The following is a 21,500-nucleotide window of genomic DNA, read 5'->3' as shown; positions in this document are numbered from 1 at the left end:
TTGACTGCTTTGGCAATCTTCTGCAATTTCGCAGCTACTTCCCACCTCTTTGCTGCCGAGACGGAGCCCCGCCCCGCCCACCGCGAGGTCGCGATTCCCAAAACAACAGAGGAGGCGTGGGAGATGTTGCGCCGCGACGGCGAAGTATTGCGTCAGTACCTTGAGAAGAAGGAGTTGACACCACTTGAGCTTTATGAGGTCCACATGCTGACCTATTCCCTGAGGGCATCTGTCCAGCGTCTGCGCAGCGACTGGGAGCAGGTCGCTAAGGATGTCGAGGAGCTGCACCAAGTCAGTGAGGAAAACAACAGCGAATTGACCCGAAAACATGGCCAGGCTTTTCTCGACCGGGTGAGAAGCCTGCAAAACAGCTCGAAAGTAAAGTAACGACAACGCGAAAAGGTGAATTGCATGTCGTGACACCTCTACGATTGCCGCGCTTTATTGTTCGGTCTCTTCCCTCGGGGGTAAATGCTATTGCCCTGCAAGCTTGGCGTTCAGGTTCCGTTCACCTGGGGGCACTAAGATCCCGTCGCCGACACGCTCACTACACCACACGATCCGATTGTGAACCCTGCCATGATAGTCTTTATCCAATATCTCCTTCGCCTCACCATAATCTTATTATTCAGTCTCACGGCTGCGGTGCACGCGGCAGAAACGCTGATTTTGCAACCCGCTCAAATGCAATCGTTGGGTATCGTGACGCAGGTCGTCAGCGAGGCGGCACCAGGTCGTGGCAATACCTTTCCCGCCAAGGTGCTGGTACCCAACGAGCAGATGCGTGTGTTGGCAGCGCCTGTGGCCGGCAGGATCGAGATGCTGGCGGTGGTGCCGGGTTCGACGGTCAGGCGCGGGCAGGTGCTGGTGCACTTGGCCAGCCCCCAAGCGCTGGAATTGCAGCGCGATGCGGTGCAAGCGGCCAGCCAGGCCACCCTGCTGGAACAGAATCTGAAGCGCGACGAACAACTTTTCGCCGAAGGGCTGATTGCCGAATCGCGCCTCCAGGCGACGCGTGCTGCCGCGGTTCAGGCGGCGGCAGCCGCTAACGAGCTGCGTCAGAAACTGGCGCTCGCTGGCATTGCGCCAAGCAAGATGGGCGGACCGCTGGCGCTGGTTTCGCCCATCGACGGCGTGGTGCTGGAACAGGGGGTGGAACTCGGCCAGTGGGTCGAGGCCTCGACGCTAATCTATCGCCTTGCCAAGCTGTCGCCACTTTGGCTGGAAATCCAGGTGCCAGTCGCTGTCGCGACCAAGCTGCACGAGGGGGCGCCGGTCAAGCTGACCGGCAGCAACGTACTTGGGAAGCTGATCGCTATCGGTCGCGCCGTCGATCCTGCCAGCCAGACAGTGCTGTTGCGCGCTGCCGTGGACAAGGGAGCCGAGACGCTGATTCCCGGCCAGATGATCGAAGTGGAATTACCTCTCGCCACAGGCCAGCACCTGACACTGCCGGCTAGCGCCCTGGTTCGCCATAAGGGCAGAACGTTGGTTTTCGTACAGACGTCGAGCAACGGCGAGGGAATCCAGTTCGAGGCCCGCCCGGTGACTGTGCTCGACGAGGGGGGCGACAGTGTCCAAGTCAGTGGCCTGAATGTCGGGGAAAGTGTCGCGGTGAAAGGCGTCTCCAGCCTGAAAGCGATCTACACCGGGGTAGGGGGCGAATAATGCTCGAAGCACTGATCCGCTTTTCGCTGACCCAGCGGCTTTTGTTGCTGGTGCTCACCGCCCTGCTCGTCGGCGCCGGCATATATGCCTTTCTGGGTCTGCCGATCGATGCCTTTCCCGATGTGTCGACGACGCAGGTCAAGATCATCCTGAAGGCGCCAGGCATGACGCCGGAGGAAGTCGAAACCCGCATTGCCGTTCCGGTCGAACAGGAAATGCTGGGCATCCCGCATCAGAAGCTCTTGCGTTCCATGTCGAAATATGCGCTGACCGACATCACCATCGATTTCGAAGATGGTACTGACATCTATTGGGCGCGCCAACAGGTCGGTGAGCGTCTGGCCTCGGCGATGGCCAACTTGCCGCCGGGTGTCAGTGGCGGCATGGCGCCGATCACTACGCCGCTCGGGGAGATGTTCATGTTCACCATCGAGGGTCAGCTCTCGCTTGCCGAGAAGCGCAGTCTTCTTGACTGGGTGATCCGCCCGCAACTGCGCACCATCCCCGGCGTCGCCGACGTGAACAGTCTGGGCGGCGAGGTGAAGACCTTCGAGGTGGTGCCCAATCCGCAACTCTTGGCGGCGCGCGGGCTGGCGCTGAAGGATTTGCAGGCAGTGCTGGAAAGCAACAATCGCAACGACGGCGCTGGCCGCCTGAACGATGGCGAGGAGTCCTTATTGGTCCGCGCCGAGGGTGCGATTGCCACGGTGGATGATGTCAAAGCCATCGTGTTGCAAGCGCGTGACGGCAACGTGGTCCGTGTCGGTGATGTGGCCGAAGTGCGCATTGGTGCGCTCACCCGCTACGGCGCGGTCACGCGTAGCGGGCGAGGCGAGACGGTTGTAGGCGTGGTGCTCGGTTTGCGCGGGGCTAATGCTCGGGCGGTGGTCGAGGGTGTCAAGGCCAAGCTGGCCGAGATCGCTCCGTCCTTGCCGGCGGGCGTGACCATCGAACCGTTCTACGACCGCTCCAACCTGGTCGAACGCGCTGTTGGCACCGTGGCCAAGGCCTTGTTTGAGGCTATTGTGCTGGTTGTGCTGATGCTCCTTGCTTTCCTCGGCAACCTGCGCGCGGCGTTGGTCGTGGCGCTCATGTTGCCGCTCTCGGCGCTCGCCACTTTCATTCTGATGCGGCTCTTTGATCTCTCGGCCAACCTGATGAGTCTGGGCGGCCTGGCTATCGCCATCGGCATGCTGGTGGATGCTGCCGTGGTCGTCGTTGAGAATATCGAAAGCCAGCTGTCTGGCAGCCAGCATGCGGCACACCAGCAACTGCCGACGTTGCACCTGATTTTTCGGGCCACCCGCGAGGTCGCCACACCGGTGACCTCTGCCATTGTCATCATCATCCTCGTTTTTTTACCCTTACTCAGTCTGCAGGGGCTGGAGGGCAAAATGTTCGGGCCGGTGGCGCTGACGATTGTCTTTGCGCTGACTTCGTCGCTGCTGCTGTCGCTCACCGTGGTGCCCGTGCTCGCCTCCTGGTTGATCCCGCGCGGTGCGCATCACGAACCCTGGCTCGTGAAAAAGCTCAATGCCGGCTACGCCCGCCTGCTCGATTCGGCACTGGCCCACACTCGCATTTATGTGTTTGGTGCTATTGCCGCACTGATTGCTGCAGGATTTGCCTTCCTGCAGCTCGGCAAGAGCTTCATGCCAACCATGGACGAAGGCGACCTGATCATGCAGCTTGAAAAGCTGCCCTCGATCGGCCTCGAGCAGGCTCTCGCGATCGACAGTCGCGTGCAACAGGCCATTCTGGAGAAGGTGCCGGAGGTGAAAGCTATCGTCGCCCGCACTGGCTCAGACGAACTCGGCCTCGACCCGATGGGCGTCAATCAAACTGACACCTTCATGGTACTGCAACCGCGCGACACCTGGCGCCAGCCCGACCCAGCTTGGCTGGCTGATCAGTTGCGCGCCGTGATGCAGGATTTCCCCGGTATCGGCTTCTCCTTCACCCAGCCGATCGACATGCGCGTCTCAGAAATGCTGACTGGGGTGCGCGGTGCTTTGGCCATCAAGGTGTTTGGCCCAGACCTCACCACGCTCAACCAGCTTGCGGTGGATATCGAAAAAGCCGTAAAAACCGTCCGCGGCGCGGAAGATACCTTTACGCTGAAGAACGACGGCGTGCAGTACCTGAAGATCGTTGTTGACCGCCTGGCAGCCGGCCGCGTGGGATTGAACGTCGATGATATTCAGAACGACCTGAAGACCCTGCTCGAAGGCCGCCAAGTCGGTAGCGTGATCGAACAAGGGCGGCGTGTGCCGGTTATTCTGCGCGGCCCGGAAAACCTGCGCGCCTCGCCGGCCGATTTCGCTGCGCTACGCATCGCGACGCCTGGCGGCGGCAGCGTACCGCTGGCTGAGATCGCTCACATCGAGCGGGTCGATGGCCCGGTCAAGGTCGACCGCGAGAACGCTCAGCGTTACGTGGTCATCCAGTCGAACGTGCGCGATCGCGACCTGGTCGGCTTCGTCGAAGATGCCAAGGCCGCTGTCGCCCGTGACGTCAAGCTGCCGCAAGGCTACCGTCTGGCCTGGGGTGGTCAGTTCGAGAACCAGCAACGGGCTGCTGCCCGCCTCATGATCGTGGTACCGATTGCCCTGCTGCTCATCTTCTTCCTGCTCTTCTCGACCTTCCGCTCGATCCGGCAGGCGTTGCTGGTGCTCTCCAACATCCCCTTTGCCCTGATCGGTGGCATCTTCGGCCTGCTCATCTCGGGCGAATATCTGTCGGTACCGGCCTCGGTCGGTTTCATCGCCCTGCTCGGCATTGCCGTCTTGAACGGCGTGGTGATGGTCACCTACTTCAACCAGCTGCTGGCACGTGGCATGACTCTGTCCCAAGTGGTGGTCGAAGGTGCCAAACGCCGTCTGCGTCCGGTCATGATGACGGCCAGCATCGCCGCGTTCGGCCTGCTGCCCATGCTCTTCGCCAGCGGCCCGGGTTCGGAAGTGCAACGTCCGCTGGCTATTGTCGTCATCGGCGGCCTAGTGAGCTCAACTGCACTGACCCTCCTGCTCTTACCCATCATCTTTCGCCGTTTCGGCGTGCCACTGGCTGTCACACTCCCGGAGAAATCATGACTAATGTCCTGCTCACCTTGAGCATGCCCAATGACGTGGCGCAACACGTCGAGGACCTCTTGCTGTCGCGGCCGGACATCGTGCCTGGCTTCACTGCCATCCAAGCTGAAGGTCATGGCTCGGCCATTCCCCTCATCGAGGATGTCGAACGGGTCATCGGCCACGCCCCGCGCACCGTGATCCACATGGTCGTTCCGGAGCTTGACCAACGCGAGGTTCTGGCCCTGATCCAGCAGGAATTGCCGCGAGCCAACATCTTTTATTGGATTACCCCGGTGATCGATGAGGGGCGCCTGTGAAAATCCCTGTTTTTTTTCTATGCACAGCAGTCAGCCTGACTGTCGTCGCTGCCGAAGTTACGCCGTACCTGCCACCGGCCGACGCCGTCGCTCACGTCTTGCTCGACCACCCGTCAGTGCAGGCAGCCAACAGCCAGTTGCGCGCCGCGGAAGCCCACCGCGACCGTCTCGAAGCTGGCCCATACGAATGGAACCTCCGCTTGGGCGGTCAGCAACGTCGGGTAACACCGCTCGGCAGTACAAACCAGCGCTTCAACGAATGGAACCTCGCTTTGGACCGTCCTCTACGCCTGCCCGACAAGGCTAGTACCGATCGCGTGCTGGGCGAAAACGGCATTGCCCTGGCCAAAATGGCGCGCAGTAATATCCTACACGAATCTAAGCGCAGCCTGCTCAAGAGCTGGTTCGCCTGGTTGAAGGAAACCGCTGCCGCCCGCCAATGGGCTGCACAGGTGGTCATCCTTGAGCAGCAGGCTGCAGCGGTGAAACGCCGGCAAATGCTGGGGGATGCACCACGCATCGAAAGCGTGCAGATCGAAGCTGCTCTCGCCCAGGCCCGCGCCCAGCAGGCGCAAGCCGACCTACGGGCGCGCAGCGCTGGTGAGGATCTGCGCCGGCGTTACCCGGGTCTACCGCTGATCGAACCGACGCAGGAGGGCGAACCGCCAGCACTGACGGGTACCGTTGACGAGTGGATTTCCGCCCAACTCGAAAACAACCGCGAGCTTGCGCTCGCCCGTATCGAAAGCCAGCGCGGCCGACTGCTCGCCTCGCGCAGTAGCCAGGACCGACTGCCTGACCCGAGCATCGGCCTGCAGTTCTCACGCGAGCGTGGCGGCGAGGAGAATGTCATTGGCGCTTACATCAACATTCCGCTCTCTGGCGGCGCCCGCCACGCGAGCGCCGAAGCGGCGCAAGCCGAGGCCGAAGCGGCCGACCGTCGTGCAGCCACTGTCGAGCAGCTTGTTGCCGCCGAAGCCGCCGCGCAATTCTATGCCGCCCAGGCCAGCTACACCGCCTGGCAAGCCGTGCAATCAGCGGCCGATCAACTCCGTACCGCCGCCGACATGGCCGCCCGCGCCTACGAACTCGGTGAGGGTAGTCTGAACGACTTGCTGACGGCAAGACGACAAGCCAACGAAGCGGCACTTGCGGCCCGCCTGAGCAAACTTGATGCGCTGGAAGCCTACTACCGACTGCTACTTGATACCAATCGTCTTTGGAATTTCGATCACCCTTGACTGGGGATAAGCCCCGTCGCTGGCGGCGCTTGCCCAGTATTACGGCGAAGAGGGGAGTAGCCCCACGCGGGGGGTGGGGTTGCGCTGGACTGTTGCGGAAGGGATGAAGGTGGGGGTGATGGCCGACCGCACGACGGGGAGAGACCGGCACAACCTCTTTACCCTTTCGTGGGCGTGGGAGTTTTGACCGCTATCGGCAGTCGATCGGAACCGAGGAGCTGCGCGACCACCTCGGGGGCGATTGAGCGCAGATGAAGATCCTGCTGCGGGAAGGGGATCTCGATCCCCGCAGTGCGGAAAGCGCGATCGAGCGCGAGCGCCAGTTCGGTCCGCGTCTGGCCGCGGACCGTGAGGTCAGCGACAAAGCAGCGGAGTTCGAAATCGACGCTGCTCGGGCCGAATTGGACGAAGACAACGGTCGGCGCCGGCTCTTTGAGCACGTTCGGGTGGGCTCTAGCGACCGCCAGAATCACCTCCTGCACTTGGGTGAGATCGCTTCCGTAGGCGACGCCCACGGGGAGGAGCAGGCGCGACTGCATGTCCGACAGGGTCCAGTTGGTCACTTTGCCGGTGATGATCGCTTTATTCGGGATCAGTACCTCCTGCTTGTCGAGCGTCTCGAGGATCGTCGCCCGGATCGTCATCCGCTTGACCTTGCCGCTGATCCCCTCCACGGTGACGATGTCTCCGACCCGCACCGGGCGCTCGAAGAGGATGATGAGGCCGGAGACGAAGTTGGCGACGATCTCCTGCAAACCGAAGCCCAAGCCTACCGAGAGGGCGGCGACGAGCCACTGGAGCTTCGACCACGGCATCCCGAGGCGACTGAAGATCCAGATCACCCCCACCGTCAGGATCAGGTAGCGAAAGAGGGTGGTGATCGCATATTTGGCGCCGTCATCGAGCCGCCGCGTCTGCGCAAGGAGCAGCTCAAGCAGCGTCGGCGCGGTCCGAGTGAGGAGTGTGAGGAGAAAGAGCGCAAAGAGGGTGAAGAGGAGGTCAGCGGCGGTCACCGTCATCGTGATCGTTTCGCTGCCGTTCATCTCCTGGTAGCGCCACAGCACCCACTCGTCGAGCTGGGTCAGCGCTGGAAAAAGGGGCGCCCAGAGATAGAAAAGGAGCGCGCCGAGCGCAAACCACGCGCTCCACCGCATCACCCGCCGCAGCTGCTTCCCGCCGCGTTCGATCTCTTGGTCGATCGCGGCAAGTTGATTCTCTTTTTCCTCTTCTGTCCGCACTGTTTCATCGGGTAACCCGCCTGCTGCTTCCCTTTTGCGCCGAGCCACCGTCTGCCAGCGGTCGCTCACAGCGGCACGAATGAGATCGTAGGCGAGAAGAACGATCAGGACAGCCCAAAGCGAACGCCAGTAGGAGAGGAGAATCGCTTCAGCGCTGTAGAGGTAGCCAATCAGGAGCAGAACCGTGGCAACCGCAGGGGGGGCGACCATCACCACCCAGAGGAGGTGGCGGGTGGTCGTGCGCAACGAGGGAAAAAGGTGGGTTGTGCGTTGCGGGCCGAAGAGCCAACCCAAAAAGAGGGTGAGCCAGAGGGTGCTCACGAGGAGGGCGCTTCGCACTGGAGCGCCGCCCGCTTCGTGGGGCGGAAGCGCGGTGAGGGTGGCAACCACGGTGGCGAGGAGCGCAGTGACCCCCATGAAGAGGGTGAAATTGCGCCGGAGGGAGTGGGTGATTCCCTCCGAGAGGCCATAGCGGTAGTGGGCGAGCCCCCCTTGTTCGGTCAAGGCGATGCGCCAGAAGTGGAGGTTCCACCAGAGAAACGCCACTTGCAGGAGCGCATTCCCGAGTGCCGATAGGGTCGGTCCTGAGGTGGCGCGTAGCAGTTGTCCAACGGTTAGCAACAGCAGGGGAACACCCAGCGCTTGGAGCGCGGCCAGCACAAGAACGAGCGCGGTCGTGATACTTCCCTGGGCCGTTCGCAACGCGGTATTGGGGAGAAGCGCACGGAACTTCCGAGTAAGGAGCGTGCGCGATAACCACCACACGAGGAGCAAGGCCAAGGGAAGGGCTGCAGCCCAGAGACCGGTGTGCCATTCGCTGATGAGGAGCGGGGTCTCCTGCACCAGCGCAAAGGGGAGCTCCGCAACGGCTGCGACTTCGGAAGCGGCCACCGACCACCAGGGGAGCGCCGATTTGGCCCAGAGGAGGAGCCCTTGCAGCAGATCGAGCGCCTGTCGGGCAAAAGTGGTGGCCACTTTGGTCGTCGCTTCGAGGTCAGAAGCCGCCTGAGTGATGGTGGGGCGGAGCGCCGAGAGCCGGGCGATGGTGGCCCGGCGCTCTTCCATCAGACGTTGAAACGCCTGGTGGGCGGTTGCCTGTTCGCCGGGGTCGAGGGTCATCAGGCGCTCCTCGACCGCTTTATCAAAGATCGCTTGCCGTTGTTGTGCCTGAACGAGTTCGACCTCGATCTGTTGCCACTCGGTGAGCGCCTGGTTGGCGATGAGCGCTAACCTCTGCAGGTCACTTTGCCACGCCCACAACGTTTTGCGCAGCTCAATCAGCTGGTAGGCAAGGAGCGGCGTCAAACCGTGCGTTTTCGCCCGAGCTTCGAGTCGCTTCATCTGCTGCTGATACGCTTCCAGCCCCTTTTGCACCTCCTCTTGCCGCCCCTGGAGCATTTCAATCTGCTGGGTGGTCCGCGTGAGGAGCCCTTTTAGCGCCTGGTTGCGCTCAGCGATCTGCTGCGCGAGTGGGTCGCTGCCCCAACGGTCGGTGGCTGCCCCCTGCGGGCGCACCTTTTGGAGTTGCGCAAGTGCCTGCTCGGCCTGTTCGAGTTGGGCTTGCGCGAGTCTGATTCGGGCTGCCCGCGCCGCCTCTTCGGCCGCTTTGACCTCTTGCCATAATCGTTGCAGGCTTTCGCGTTGCAGCCGGACGAGTTGCACCGCCGCTTGCACATTGGCGTCCGCCCCTGGCGGCGGGGTGTCGATTGGCCGGGTGAGTTCGACTGGAATCTCTTCGGTGGTGCGCCGCAGCTGTTCGAGTTCAGTGGTCCAGCGGGTCTTTTCCGTCAGCCAATACTCTTCGGTTTGTGCCAACCATTTGGTTGCCGACTCTTCTCCTTGCGCCTCTTGGGTGCGAAATTGGCGAATCAGGTCGGGGGCAGGCGTTCTGCGGAGGAGCTCCCATGCGCGTTGCGCTTCGTCACGGGTCTGTTCGGCAACGCTCTTTCGCAAGTTGAGCTGTTCCGTGAGGTTCTTGAGGGCGACCGCGCGCTCACGCAGCTGGAGCAGAAGCTCTTTGTTGCGGCCGGTCGGGGGGGTCTCTTGGAGCGCCCGATCGAGGAGCACGATCGGATCGTTGGGGGTAACTGTGGCGGGGGTGCCGCCATCTTGGGCGCTCGCGAAAGCGGAAGAGAGGAGCAGGAAAATCGCGGCGAAAAGTGGGGCAACCATCGTCAACTCAGAGGCTCGGCGGGGGAGGAAGATTTCTAGCGATTATAACGGCCGCCCCCGCAACATGTGTTGGCGGGATGGGGAAGGGAGGGGAAGTGGTGGTGAGGGAGGGAATCGAACCCTCGACCTACGGGTTATGAATCCGTCGCTCTAACCGTCTGAGCTACCTCACCAGGAGAACGGTACAGCGTATGCGAGAGTCTGGTAATATATCGGGTTTGACCCCATGTTGTCAACCCTATGGAGAGGTTCGGCACGATGAAAAGCGTCTACATCCGTACCTTTGGGTGCCAGATGAACGAATACGATACCGAGAAGATGGTGGAGCTTCTCGAGGAGCGGTTTGGCGCTCAGGTGACGGATGACCCAGCGAAGGCCGATCTGATTCTCTTCAACACCTGTTCGGTGCGCGAAAAGGCGCAAGAGAAGGTGTTTCACGAATTGGGGCGGGTCAAGGCGTTGAAGCGGGAAAAACCCCACCTTCTGATTGGGGTAGGGGGGTGCGTCGCGAGCCAGGAGGGGGAGGCGATTATCGCCCGCGCGCCCTATGTTGACCTCGTCTTTGGTCCGCAGACCCTCCACCGCTTGCCGGAGCTCATCGAGCGCCGGCGGCAAATGGGTAAACCCCAGGTCGATGTCTCCTTCCCCGAGCAGGAGAAGTTCGATGCCCTGCCTGAGGCGAAGCGCCAGGGCCCAACGGCGTTCGTCTCAATCATGGAGGGGTGCTCTAAGTACTGCACCTACTGCATCGTTCCCTACACCCGGGGGGATGAGTTCTACCGCCCGATGGAGGAGATTTTGACTGAGGTCGCGACGCTCGCCGAACAGGGGGTGAAGGAGGTGACGCTGCTCGGGCAGAACGTCAATGCGTGGCACGCGCCGATCGCGCCGGGGAGTCGGGAAGTTGCCGATTTTGCGTTCCTACTGGAGTGTGTCGCGGAAATTCCCGGAATCGAACGGATTCGCTACACCACGTCGCACCCGCGCGAGATGTCTCCGCGGCTGATCGCTGCTTACGAGCGGATTCCCAAACTGGTGAGCCACCTTCACCTCCCCGTGCAGGCAGGGTCTGATCGGGTGCTCGCGGCGATGAAGCGGGGGTATACGGTGCTCGAGTACAAGTCGATTGTCCGCAAACTTCGGGCGGTGCGGCCCGATCTTTCGCTTTCGTCCGACTTCATCGTCGGCTTTCCGGGGGAGACCGAAGCGGAATTCCGTAAGACCTTGGCGCTTGTTGAAGAGCTCGCTTTTGACTACTCCTTCAGTTTCGTTTTCAGTCCGCGACCCGGGACGCCAGCGGCCGAGATGCCCGATCCGGTGCCGCTTGCGGTGAAACAGGAGTGGTTGCGCGAGCTTCAGGCGAAAATCGACCAACAGACGCGGGCCTACAGCGAAGCGATGGTCGGGACGGTTCAACGGGTGCTCGTCGAGGGACCGTCGAAGAAGAATCCGAACGAGCTCTCGGGACGGACCGAAAACAACCGTGTCGTCAACTTTCCCGCGCCTGCCCGTCTCATCGGCGAGTTCGTCGAGGTGCGGATCACGGAAGCGCTGCCGCACAGTCTGCGCGGTGAGGTGGTGGTTCGGGAGCTCGCCGCGTGACGGTTTCTGTGACGCTTCACTGGCAGGCTGAACCCGAAGACAATGTCCGGCTGGCGAATCTCTGCGGGACGCTCGACGCCAACCTGCGGCAGCTCGAAAATGCCTTCGATGTGGTGATCCACCACCGGAGCCACGACTTTCGCGTCGAAGGGAGCGCCGCTACCGTTCGCCTTGCCCGGGCGGCGTTGGAGCGGCTGTGGCAGCGCTCAGAGAAGGCGCTTTCGCTCGACGATGTCCAGCTTGCTTACGTCGAAGCGATCAACTGGCCAGAAACGCAAGCGGCTGGGGAAGTGCCCGCGCAGGGGTTGCAAGACGAGCGTGCGCAGAAGGAGTCTGCCTCGGCTTCGAGCGGGGTGACGGAGGTGGCTGCGGCGCTGCGCAGCCGCAAAGGGCGGGTCGTCGCCCGCACGCCGCGGCAGGCCGCCTATATTGAGGCGATCCGCACCCACGACATCACCTTTGGGATCGGACCGGCGGGGACAGGGAAGACCTTTCTTGCCGTCGCGTGCGCGGTCGATGCATTCGAACGCGAGCAGGTGGAGCGGATCATCCTTACCCGTCCAGCAGTGGAGGCGGGGGAACGGTTGGGCTTTCTGCCGGGCGATCTCGCGCAGAAGGTCGATCCCTATCTTCGGCCGCTCTACGACGCGCTCTACGATCTGATGGGTTCAGAGCGGGTGAGTAAACTCTTTGAGCGTGGCGCGATCGAAATTGCACCGCTTGCGTTCATGCGGGGCCGGACGCTCAACCACGCCTTCATCATTTTGGATGAGGCGCAGAATACCACGCCGGAGCAGATGAAGATGTTCCTCACCCGCATCGGGATCGGGTCGAAGGCGGTGGTGACCGGGGACCTGACCCAGATCGATCTCCCGCGCGGGAGCAAAAGTGGCCTGGCCGAAGCGGTCGAGGTGTTGGCCGGGGTGCGGGGGTTGGCGTTTCAGCGCTTTGCGCGGGAAGATGTCGTGCGTCACCCGCTGGTGGCGCGCATCGTCGACGCCTACGAGGCGTTTGAGACGGCGCGCCGCGCGTCTGCGGGTGAAGGACCACGCTAAGGAGCGCTCTCGTGCGCAAACGGCTCTACCTCTCCTACCAGCGGGCAACCGAGTGTGCGGTGCCGCCTCGAGCGTCGGTGTTGCGTTGGGCGCGCGCGGCGCTTCTCTCCGGGGTGATGCGGGTGACCGTTCGCTTTGTCGATGAACCTGAAGGGAGAATCCTCAACGAGCGCTTTCGCGGCAAACCCTACGCGACCAATGTCCTCTCTTTTGCCTACGACCCCATCGCAACGGCGCCCGACGAGGAGCCGGTTCGCTCGGGGGACCTGATTCTCTGCGCGCCGGTGCTCTACCGCGAGGCGGAGACGCAGGGGAAGAGCATAGAAGCCCATTGTGCCCACCTGATCGTTCATGGTATGCTGCACCTTCAGGGGTATGACCATGAAACGGAGCCTGAAGCGGAAGCGATGGAGGATCTTGAGCGCCGGATTCTTGCCCGTTTGGGATTCCCCGATCCCTATGGTGATTCGTCATCGGTATGAGTGATTCGTCCGAACCCTCATCGAGCAAGGGCCTGTGGGCCCGCCTCATCCACTTCTTTGCCACCGAACCAGAATCGCGCGAGGAGCTCATCGAGCTTTTGCGTTCGGCGTGCGAACGTAATCTCCTCGACGCCGAGGCGCTTCAGATCATCGAAGGGGCGCTGGCGCTCTCCAACCTCACGGTGCGCGACGTGATGGTGCCGCGCAGCCAAATGGACGTGATTCGCATCGACGACTCGATCGAGGAGATCACGCGGCTCGTGGTGGCGACGAACCATTCGCGCTTTCCCGTTGTTGGGGAGAACAAGGACGACGTGTTGGGGATTTTTCTTGCCAAGGAGCTGTTGCGCTACTACGCGGGGGAGCCGTTTGACCTGCGCGACAGCCTCCGCCCCGCGATCTTTGTTCCCGAATCGAAGCGGCTCGATATTCTGCTGCGCGAATTTCGCATCCGCCGCAACCACATGGCGATCGTCGCTGACGAATATGGCGGGGTGGCGGGGCTGGTGACGATCGAAGATGTGCTCGAGCAGATCGTTGGCGAGATCGAAGACGAATACGATTTTGAGGAGAGCGAGGAGGCGATCGTCCCTGAGGAGGATGGTGCCTTCCGGGTGCGGGCCGACCTTGAACTGAGCGCGTTTGACGAAGCGTTTGGCACCCGTTTCGACGAGGCGTTTGCTGCCGATACCCTCGGGGGGCTGTTGATTCACCACCTCGGTCGGGTTCCCCACATTCACGAACGGATCACCCTCGACGGTTGGCGCTTCGAGGTCCTCCGCGCCGATGGCCGTCGTCTCTACTGGGTGCGGGTGCACCGACCGGCTGCAACCGATCGTTGCCTTGAGTAGGTTCGCACGTCGCATCACGCCGTTCGCCGGGTGGTGGCTCACTGGAGCGGTCACCGCGCTCGTTGCCTTTGCCCCCGTCGGCTTCTGGCCGGTTCTCGTCGTCGCTTTTGCTCTGTTGACCCGCCGTCTGCAGTGGGTGAAGAAGCCCCGTGACGCAGGTGTGTTGAGTTTTCTCTTTGCCCACGGGTACTTCACCGCTGGGCTTCTCTGGATCAGCGTAGCGCTCGCACGTTTTGGCGGACTCCCTTGGGTCGCCGCTGGGGTGGCTGTCGCGCTGTTAGCGGGCTATCTCGCGCTCTGGTGGGGTGTGGCGGGGTGGCTCACGGTCACCCTCTGGCAACGGTTGCCGGTTCCGTCGCCGCTCGTGCTCGCCTCGCTTTGGACGCTCGCGGAGTGGGGGCGCGGGTTGGTGCTGACCGGTTTCCCGTGGTTGATGCCTGGGGTTGCTGCTGCAGCGGAGGAGGGGGTCTTGAACGGCTGGTTTCCTGTCGTGGGGGCGTTGGGGGTGACGTTCCTCCTTCTTTGGGTTGCGGCGCAGTGGGGGGTTGCCGCGCGCACGCGAACCACCTGGGTGGCAACGCTCGCGGTCGTGGGGGTCGGCGCGGGGCTCGCTCCCCTCTCATGGAGCGAACCGGTGGGCGAGGTTCCCGTGAGCGTGATCCAGACGGCGGTGCCGCAAGAGGAAAAGTGGGATCGGGCGCGGTGGGCACTTCATCTTGAGGCGTTACGGTCGCTGCTTGGCGCGAGCAAAGGGACGGTGGTGGTGACCCCAGAGACGGTCTTGCCGCTTTTTGCCGACCAGTTGCCCCTTACGTGGCGCGAGCGGCTCCTCGACCTGCGGGGGGAAAGCGCTGATGCGGGCATAGTGCGGACAGTGATCTTCGGGATTTTTCGTCGCGACGGCGCAGTGATTCACAACTCGTTGGTGACGCTCGATGGTTCGTGGCACTACGACAAGCGCCAGCTCGTGCCGTTTGGCGAGTTTATTCCGCTGGGGTTCCACTGGTTTGTCCGCTTGTTGGCGATTCCTTTTGCCGATCAGACCCCTGGGGAAGCTGAGCCTCCGCTCGGGGGGTGGGCCGGGGTGAAGTGGGCGGCGAACATCTGTTACGAAAGCGCCTTTTCCCGCTGGGTGGTGCGCGATGTCCGGCGCGGAGCGGAGGTTCTGGTCAACGCCTCCAATTTTGCCTGGTACGGTGAGAGTCACGGCCAATGGCAACATGCCCAGATCGGGCGGGCGCGGGCGCTCGAGACCGCGCGGCCGTGGGTGCAGGCGGTGAATGCCGGGGTTTCGGTCGTCTTCGACGAAAAGGGTCGGGAGGTGGCACGCGCTCGACCGTGGCAACCCACGATCCTCGAGGCGACAGTCGTCCCCCAGCGGGGAGTGACGCCGTTTGTCCGGTGGGGGGGGGAGGCGACGGTGGCGTTCGGAGTATTGGCGATTCTGGGCGCCTTGCTTTCGCGGCGCGGCGTCGCCGCCCCGAACGGTGCTAAAATTCCCTGATTCGCCATTCGCTATCACCGAGCACGTGATGAATGTTCCCACTTTCCAAGAGATCATCCTGAAGCTCCAGACCTTCTGGGCCCAAGAGGGGTGCGTGTTGCTCCAGCCCTACGACCTGGAGGTCGGTGCCGGGACCTCCCACACCGCGACCTTTCTCCGCGCGATCGGGCCGGAGCCATGGTACGCAGCTTATGTCCAGCCGTCGCGTCGCCCCAAAGACGGGCGTTACGGCGAAAACCCCAACCGCTTGCAGCACTACTACCAGTTTCAGGTAGTGTTGAAGCCGAGTCCTCTGGATATCCAGGAGCGTTATCTGCGCAGTCTCGAGGCGCTGGGGATCGATCTCAAGCGCCACGACATCCGTTTCGTCGAGGACGACTGGGAGAATCCCACCCTGGGAGCGTGGGGGCTGGGGTGGGAGGTTTGGCTCGACGGGATGGAGGTGACCCAATTTACCTACTTCCAGCAGGTGGGGGGGCTCGACTGTCGGCCGGTGCTCGGAGAGATTACCTACGGCATCGAGCGGCTCGCGATGTACCTCCAGGGGGTGGAGAATGTCTATGACCTCCTCTGGTCGGTGGTGCCGAACGGTCAGCGGATCACCTATGGCGACGTCTTCCATCAGAACGAGGTGGAGCAGTCGCGCTACAACTTTGAAGAGGCCAACGTGACCCTACTCTTTGAATTGTTCAACCATTTCGAGGCGGAGGCGAAACGGCTGATGGCCGCCGCGCTGCCGCTTCCCGCGTACGAAATGGTCCTCAAAGCGGCACACACCTTTAATCTCCTGGACGCGCGCGGGGCGATCTCGGTGACCGAGCGGGCGGGGTATATCGGGCGGATCCGCGTTCTGGCGCGGGCCGTGGCACAGGCCTACTACCAGAGTCGTGAGGCGCTCGGTTTTCCGTTGCTGGCGAAGGAGGCGAGCCATGCGGCGTGAAGCGTTGCTCGTCGAACTGGTCACCGAGGAGTTGCCGCCAAAGGCGCTCCCTACGCTGGGCGAGGCGTTCGCAAGCGGCGTCGTTCACCGCTTGCAGCAGGCGCAGCTGGTTGCAGAGAAGACCCCGTGGCGCTGGTTTGCCTCTCCCCGCCGTTTGGCCCTTTGGGTCGAAGCGGTAGCCGAAAATGGGGAGGATCGCACGGAGCGGGTGCGGTTGATGCCGGTGCGCGTCGCTTTCGATCAGGAGGGGAAACCGACCGCGGCACTCGAGAAGCGTCTGGCGGCCAAAGGAATGACGCTTGCCACCGCGACACTGATCCGCGCGCGGGAGGGGAACGACGAGCAGCTCTTTGTCGAGGAGACCGTTCCCGGGGCGCGCCTCTTCGACCGGTTGGCGACCTGGGTGGGTGAGGCGCTCGCCGCGCTGCCCATTCCGAAGCGGATGCGCTGGGGGGCTGGGGAAGAGAGTTTCGTCCGCCCGGTGCACCGGCTGGTGATGCTCTGGGGCGACCAGGTCGTGCCGGGGGAGGTCTTGGGGTTGCCCAGTGGCCGGGAGACGTTGGGACACCGCTTCCTCAGTCGCGGCGCGATTGCCCTTGCCCACGCCGACGCCTATGAGCCGACCCTTCTTGCCGAAGGGAAGGTGATTCCCGATTTTGCCGCGCGCCGCGCCGAGATCGCTCGGCTGCTTACGGCCGCCGCCGAGGAGGCTGGAGCGCACCTTCGTGACGACCCGGAACTGCTCAACGAGGTGACAGCGCTTGTTGAGTACCCCGCAGTCTATCTCGGCCACTTCCCCGAGGAGTTCCTTGCGGTGCCGCCGGAGTGTCTGATCCTCACGATGCGTGCCAATCAGAAATATTTCCCGCTCTTTGACCGCGAGGGGCGCCTCACTAACCGTTTCCTGATCGTCTCCAATATGCGGATTCCCGACCCGAGCGCGATCATCCGCGGCAACGAACGGGTCGTCCGCCCGCGTCTTGCCGACGCGCGCTTCTTTTACGATCAGGATCGCAAGGCGACGCTCGAAAGCCGACTGTCGCGCTTGGCGGAGATCGTCTACCACAACCGAATCGGTACCCTCGCGGAACGGGTCGCCCGCCTTGAGGCGCTTGCTACCGAGATTGCCCGCCGCCTCGGGATCGATCCGACGCTCGCAGCGCGGGCTGCCCGTTTGGCGAAGTGCGACCTCGTCACCGAAATGGTCGGCGAATTTCCGGAACTGCAAGGGGTCATGGGGCGGTACTACGCGCTTGCCGATGGCGAACCGGTGGAGGTTGCCGAAGCGATCGAAGACCACTACAAGCCCCGTTTTGCGGGGGATACGCTCCCCCGGCACCTCACCGGCACGATCGTCGCGTTGGCCGATAAGCTCGACGCCCTCGCGGGGCTCTTTGCCCTCGGCGAGACGCCGACCGGGGAGAAGGATCCTTTCGCGTTGCGGCGCGCAGCTTTGGGGGTGCTCCGCATGATGATCGAAATCCCCGTGCCGCTGCCGTTCAACGCGCTCCTGGAAGCCGCCTACCGTCTTCAGCCTGACGCAGTGCGGGCAGTGGCGGGCACGCGCGACGTCGTCGCCGAGTTGCGTGCTTTCTGTGACGACCGGTTGCGCTACTGGTTGCGCGAGAAGGGTTACCCCGCGCAACAGATCGACGCGGTTTTGGCGGTCGCGCCCGAGCGGGTCGATACCGTGATCGCCCGCATCGAGGCGCTCGCTGCCCTTGCCGCACGCCCTGAGGCGGAGCGGCTCGCTGCGGCGCGCAAACGGGTCGTGAACCTCCTCAAAAAAACGGAGTCGTCTGACGCGCCGGTCGATGTCGCCCTTTTCGCTGAACAAGAGGAGCGGGCCCTTTTTGAGACGTTGGTGCGGATTGAACCCTACCTGGAGTCGTACATTGCGAACGAGGCGTTCGCCGACGCGTTGGCGGTGCTGGTCGAGCTCGCTGCGCCGATCGACGCCTTTTTCGACAAAGTGTTGGTCCTGACCGAGGAGCCGTTGCTGCGTGCCAACCGCTTGGCGCTGCTCGCGCGACTCAAGCGCGCCCTCGACCAGGTGGCCGACCTCTCGGTGCTTGCGGTATGAAGGTGATCGTGCTCGACCGCGACGGGGTGATCAACGAACCGCGCCCCCCTTTTCTCCGGGGACCCGAAGATTGGGTGCCGCTCCCTGGCGCGATCGAGGCGATTTCGCTCCTCACGCAATGGGGGTGGCGCGTGGTGCTGGCGATCAACCAGTCGGCGATCGGCCGCGGGCTCGTTCCTGTCGACACGATGAACGCGATTCACGATCGGATGATCAAGAAGGCGGCTGAAGCGGGCGGGCGCATTGCGGCGATCTTCTTCTGCCCGCATGCTGAAGAGCAGCGCTGCGACTGCCGCAAACCCCAACCGGGGATGCTGCGTGCGATTACCCAGCGGTTTGGTGTCGATCCCGCGCGGGTGCCGGTCGTCGGCGACCGACTGCGCGACCTGCAAGCGGCCGCGGCAATCGGCGCCCAGCCGTGGCTGGTTCGCACCGGCTTCGGCGCGCAGACGGAGCAGGAATCGGGCGCCGAGCTTCCTCCCGGGACGCGCATCGTCGCTGACCTGATGGCGGTGGCGCAAGCGCTGATCGCCGAAAGCGCGCAGCGGCGGTAAGGGGGGAACAGTGGGCTGGCAAATCCCTTCCCGATTTGCTTATCGCGCGAAGGCCTCCCCGCCCCCCCCGGGCTTTCAATCCGGTCGGCGCCCCTGTCCGACTTGGTGGGCCGCTCTTCGCTCGGCAATTTTTCTCCTCTATTTGGCGCTCGTCACCGCCCCCTACTCCCTCTTTGCCCTCACCGTGCGACCCCTCTCGCCGCAGTGGCGCTACTACCTGATCTCCCGCTGGGCGGTGATCATCAGCTGGGGGATTCGGTGGATTTTGGGGATTCGCTGGCACTACGAGGGACTGAACCATTTTCCGCGCGATCCTGCAGTGATCTTGGCGAAGCACCAGTCGGCGCTGGAGACGATCGTTCTGCCTGCGACGCTCGCGCCGATGGTCTTTGTTTTCAAGAAGGAGCTGCTTCGCATCCCCTTTTTTGGTTGGGGCATCGGCAGTTGTCCGATGATTCCGATCGACCGCAGCGTCGGACGGGACGCGATCGAACAGGTGGTCGCGATTGGCCGTGAGCGGCTCGCGCAGGGCTTTTATGTGACGATCTTCCCCGAAGGGACACGGGTTGCGGTGGGAGCGACCCGCCGCTACAAGAGGGGCGGAGCAAAACTCGCGGTCGAGGCCCAGGTTCCTGTCGTGCCGATCGTCCACAATGCCGGGGAGATGTGGGCGCGCAACGCTTTTATCCGCTATCCGGGGGATGTCCTCTTCGTGATCGGTCCGCCAATCGCCACCTCAGGACGCACCGCCGACGAGGTGATCGAGGAGACCGAGGCGTGGATCGAAGGGGAGATGCGCCGCCGTTTCCCGTGGCACTATCGCGAATGAGAGGGGGAGCAGCGTTGGCAAAATCCCCCTTCTGTGCGATGATTGGAACAATCGTTTGAAACGGCGTCCTCGACATGGCAAAACCGCGATCGGTCGAAATGGCCCAGTTGGCAGGGGCAGATACCCGCGAGCGCATTCTCAATGTCGCCGAAGCCCTCTTTGCCGAACACGGGTTCGATGGTGCTTCGATGCGGATGATTACCGCGGCGGCAGGGGTGAATCTCGCTGCCGTCAACTACCACTTTGGCAGTAAAGAGAAGCTCATCGAAGAGATCTTCCGTCGCCGCCTCGTCTGGCTCAACGAGCTGCGGCGGCAACGGCTCGAACAGCTGCAGATGGAGGCGCAGCAGCTGGGGAAGGCGGTGCGACCGAGCCGCATCCTCGAAGCCTTTTTCGGCTCCCTTTTTGACCTTGCGCGCGAACCGAACGGCGAAGCGTTCCTGCGGCTCCTGGGGCGCACGCTCACCGACCCGTCGGCGTTTGTCCGCCGGGTCCTTGCTGCCGAATATGGTGACGTGCTCGACCGCTACCTCCAGGCACTCTACGCGAGTGTCCCCGATGTCCCCCACGAAGAGATCCTTTGGCGGTTCCACTTCATGTTGGGGGCGGTTTCCTACGCGATTGCCGGGGTTGATGCGCTCCAGCTCTTTGCCGGCGAACAGTTCGACGACCGCAACCTCGACCACCTGCGTGAGCGGCTGATCAGCTTCTTGATCGGCGGGTTGCGTGCGCCGCTCCCGCAGTTCTGAAAAAGGGTCAATCGGTCAGCGGCGGCCGTTCGCCGGCAATGGTGTGGAGCGTGATCTGCCGGCCGTTACGTTGCAGCTCAAGGGTGAGCGCTTTCCCTGGCGGCGTAGCGGCGACGCGGTCGAGCGCCTCGCGGATCGAGGTGATGGCATTTCCGTTGATCGCCATGATCACGTCGCCCGGAGCGACTCCCGCTTTTTCGGCGGGAGAACCGGGTAGAACCGCTGCAACGACGACCCCCGTGCCCGGCGCCCCCCCAAGCGCGGTGCTTTGCCGTGCCGGCAAGGGCTCGAGCTGCACCCCCAGCCACCCGCGCCGGACCTGACCATCCTGGACCAGCGCGGCAATGACGGGACGGACCACGCGGCCAGGGATCGCGAAACCGATCCCCAAATTACCGCCCGTTTGGGAAAAAATCGCGGTGTTGATGCCGACGAGCCTCCCTTGGGTGTCGATGAGCGCTCCCCCCGAGTTCCCCGGGTTGATCGCTGCGTCGGTCTGGATGAACTGTTCAAAGGTGGAGATGCCCAGTTCCGTGCGGTCGAGCGCCGAAATAATCCCCATCGTCACCGTCTGCCCCACGCCAAAGGGGTAACCGACGGCCAGCACCACGTCGCCCACCGCGTAACTGTCGTCAGGGGCGAGGGGGAGCGGGGCGACGCCCCCTTGCGGAAGTTCACCGAGCCGCAACACAGCGAGATCGGTCTCCGGGTCACGCCCGATCACTCGGGCTGCTGCTTCGAAGCGGTTGGCGAAACGGACGGTGACGGTGTCGTTCTTTTCGACCACATGGGCGTTGGTGACGATCAGCCCGTCGTCACTCACCACGACGCCCGAGCCCATCTCGCTCGGAAGCCCCTCCGGAAGGGAGGGATGGTTCGGCGGCAGCAGCCGTTCGAGGGGTTGCGGCGCTTGCGCGTCAGGGAGTACCGCCACCACCGCCTCAAGACCGGCGCGTGCGGCGCGGCGAAAGTCCTTGTCGGATGAGGGAGTTGCTTCGGGAGCTGTCCGTTCGACGACAACGACCGACTCGCGCGCGAACCACCATTGCGGTTTGAGATGGGCAAGGACAAACCCCACCGTGGTGACAGCCAAAACGGTGTACGCGATAATGTTCAGCAGACGACGAGCGCTCATGAGGGA

General features: G+C 63.0%; 17 protein-coding genes and 1 tRNA gene. 15 read left to right on the top strand and 3 right to left on the bottom strand.

From position 1 onward, the window contains the following. The 5 genes from ACYQ6T_RS07205 to ACYQ6T_RS07185 form a co-directional block, all read left to right on the top strand. On the top strand, nt 1-387 hold a 387-nt coding region (locus tag ACYQ6T_RS07205; protein WP_459829350.1), incomplete at its 5' end, for a DUF6746 family protein. A 180-nt stretch (nt 388-567) separates the two neighbouring features. Continuing rightward, a complete protein-coding gene (locus ACYQ6T_RS07200; RefSeq protein WP_459829347.1) occupies nt 568-1,668 on the top strand; it encodes an efflux RND transporter periplasmic adaptor subunit in 1,101 nt (366 codons plus the stop codon). Continuing rightward, the gene (locus ACYQ6T_RS07195; protein WP_459829345.1) at nt 1,668-4,760 is read left to right on the top strand and encodes an efflux RND transporter permease subunit; all 3,093 of its coding nucleotides are present in this window, start codon (nt 1,668-1,670) and stop codon (nt 4,758-4,760) included. The genes ACYQ6T_RS07200 and ACYQ6T_RS07195 overlap by 1 nt, the downstream gene beginning before the upstream one ends. Then, nucleotides 4,757-5,059: a DUF3240 family protein gene (locus tag ACYQ6T_RS07190; RefSeq protein WP_459829342.1), complete on the top strand. Its 303-nt coding sequence runs from the start codon at nt 4,757-4,759 to the stop codon at nt 5,057-5,059. The genes ACYQ6T_RS07195 and ACYQ6T_RS07190 overlap by 4 nt, the downstream gene beginning before the upstream one ends. Beyond that, a complete protein-coding gene (locus tag ACYQ6T_RS07185; RefSeq protein ID WP_459829340.1) occupies nt 5,056-6,300 on the top strand; it encodes a TolC family protein in 1,245 nt (414 codons plus the stop codon). Before ACYQ6T_RS07190 ends, ACYQ6T_RS07185 begins: the two co-directional genes overlap by 4 nt. 158 nt (nt 6,301-6,458) lie before the next feature. Here ACYQ6T_RS07185 and ACYQ6T_RS07180 read toward each other — a convergent pair whose 3' ends face one another. Together ACYQ6T_RS07180 and ACYQ6T_RS07175 are read right to left on the bottom strand one after the other, a co-directional pair. Continuing rightward, nucleotides 6,459-9,710, bottom strand: coding sequence for a mechanosensitive ion channel domain-containing protein (locus ACYQ6T_RS07180; protein ID WP_459829338.1), 3,252 nt, complete (start codon nt 9,708-9,710; stop codon nt 6,459-6,461). Nucleotides 9,711-9,806: 96 nt separating this feature from the next. Further along, a tRNA-Met gene (locus tag ACYQ6T_RS07175) sits at nt 9,807-9,883 on the bottom strand. Nucleotides 9,884-9,968: 85 nt separating this feature from the next. Here ACYQ6T_RS07175 and miaB point away from each other — a divergent pair. The 10 genes from miaB to ACYQ6T_RS07125 all read left to right on the top strand — a co-directional run bounded on the left by miaB (nt 9,969) and on the right by ACYQ6T_RS07125 (nt 20,359). After that, a complete protein-coding gene (miaB, locus tag ACYQ6T_RS07170; protein WP_459829336.1) occupies nt 9,969-11,312 on the top strand; it encodes a tRNA (N6-isopentenyl adenosine(37)-C2)-methylthiotransferase MiaB in 1,344 nt (447 codons plus the stop codon). Next, nucleotides 11,309-12,367, top strand: a complete 1,059-nt coding sequence (locus ACYQ6T_RS07165; protein WP_459829333.1) for a PhoH family protein — start codon at nt 11,309-11,311, stop codon at nt 12,365-12,367. The genes miaB and ACYQ6T_RS07165 overlap by 4 nt, the downstream gene beginning before the upstream one ends. Before the next feature lie 11 nt (nt 12,368-12,378). After that, nucleotides 12,379-12,849, top strand: a complete 471-nt coding sequence (gene ybeY, locus ACYQ6T_RS07160; RefSeq protein ID WP_459829330.1) for an rRNA maturation RNase YbeY — start codon at nt 12,379-12,381, stop codon at nt 12,847-12,849. Then, a complete protein-coding gene (locus ACYQ6T_RS07155; RefSeq protein ID WP_459829327.1) occupies nt 12,846-13,700 on the top strand; it encodes a CorC family transporter in 855 nt (284 codons plus the stop codon). The genes ybeY and ACYQ6T_RS07155 overlap by 4 nt, the downstream gene beginning before the upstream one ends. Further along, complete coding sequence (gene lnt, locus ACYQ6T_RS07150) at nt 13,693-15,204, top strand: apolipoprotein N-acyltransferase (protein WP_459829324.1); 1,512 nt, start codon at nt 13,693-13,695, stop codon at nt 15,202-15,204. Before ACYQ6T_RS07155 ends, lnt begins: the two co-directional genes overlap by 8 nt. Nucleotides 15,205-15,232: 28 nt before the next feature. Beyond that, nucleotides 15,233-16,144 carry a glycine--tRNA ligase subunit alpha gene (gene glyQ, locus ACYQ6T_RS07145; protein WP_459829322.1) on the top strand — a complete coding sequence of 304 codons (912 nt, stop codon included), beginning with the start codon at nt 15,233-15,235 and terminating at the stop codon, nt 16,142-16,144. Then, entirely contained in the window at nt 16,134-18,227 is a 2,094-nt protein-coding gene (gene glyS / locus ACYQ6T_RS07140; protein WP_459829319.1) for a glycine--tRNA ligase subunit beta, read from the top strand. The genes glyQ and glyS overlap by 11 nt, the downstream gene beginning before the upstream one ends. Beyond that, on the top strand, nt 18,224-18,781 hold the full coding sequence (gmhB, locus tag ACYQ6T_RS07135) for a D-glycero-beta-D-manno-heptose 1,7-bisphosphate 7-phosphatase (RefSeq protein ID WP_459829317.1): 558 nt from the start codon (nt 18,224-18,226) through the stop codon (nt 18,779-18,781). The genes glyS and gmhB overlap by 4 nt, the downstream gene beginning before the upstream one ends. A 10-nt stretch (nt 18,782-18,791) precedes the next feature. After that, complete coding sequence (locus tag ACYQ6T_RS07130; RefSeq protein WP_459829315.1) at nt 18,792-19,610, top strand: lysophospholipid acyltransferase family protein; 819 nt, start codon at nt 18,792-18,794, stop codon at nt 19,608-19,610. 74 nt (nt 19,611-19,684) lie between these two features. Then, nucleotides 19,685-20,359 carry a TetR/AcrR family transcriptional regulator gene (locus ACYQ6T_RS07125; RefSeq protein WP_459829312.1) on the top strand — a complete coding sequence of 225 codons (675 nt, stop codon included), beginning with the start codon at nt 19,685-19,687 and terminating at the stop codon, nt 20,357-20,359. Nucleotides 20,360-20,366: 7 nt separating this feature from the next. Here the strand turns inward: ACYQ6T_RS07125 and ACYQ6T_RS07120 are convergent, their stop codons facing one another. Then, nucleotides 20,367-21,494 carry a S1C family serine protease gene (locus ACYQ6T_RS07120; protein WP_459829309.1) on the bottom strand — a complete coding sequence of 376 codons (1,128 nt, stop codon included), beginning with the start codon at nt 21,492-21,494 and terminating at the stop codon, nt 20,367-20,369. Nucleotides 21,495-21,500: the final 6 nt, after the last annotated feature.

The sequence above is a fragment of the Hydrogenophilus islandicus genome, assembly GCF_054657095.1.
Note: the sequence above shows the minus strand (reverse complement) of the source record. Positions and strands in the feature narration are given on the sequence as shown.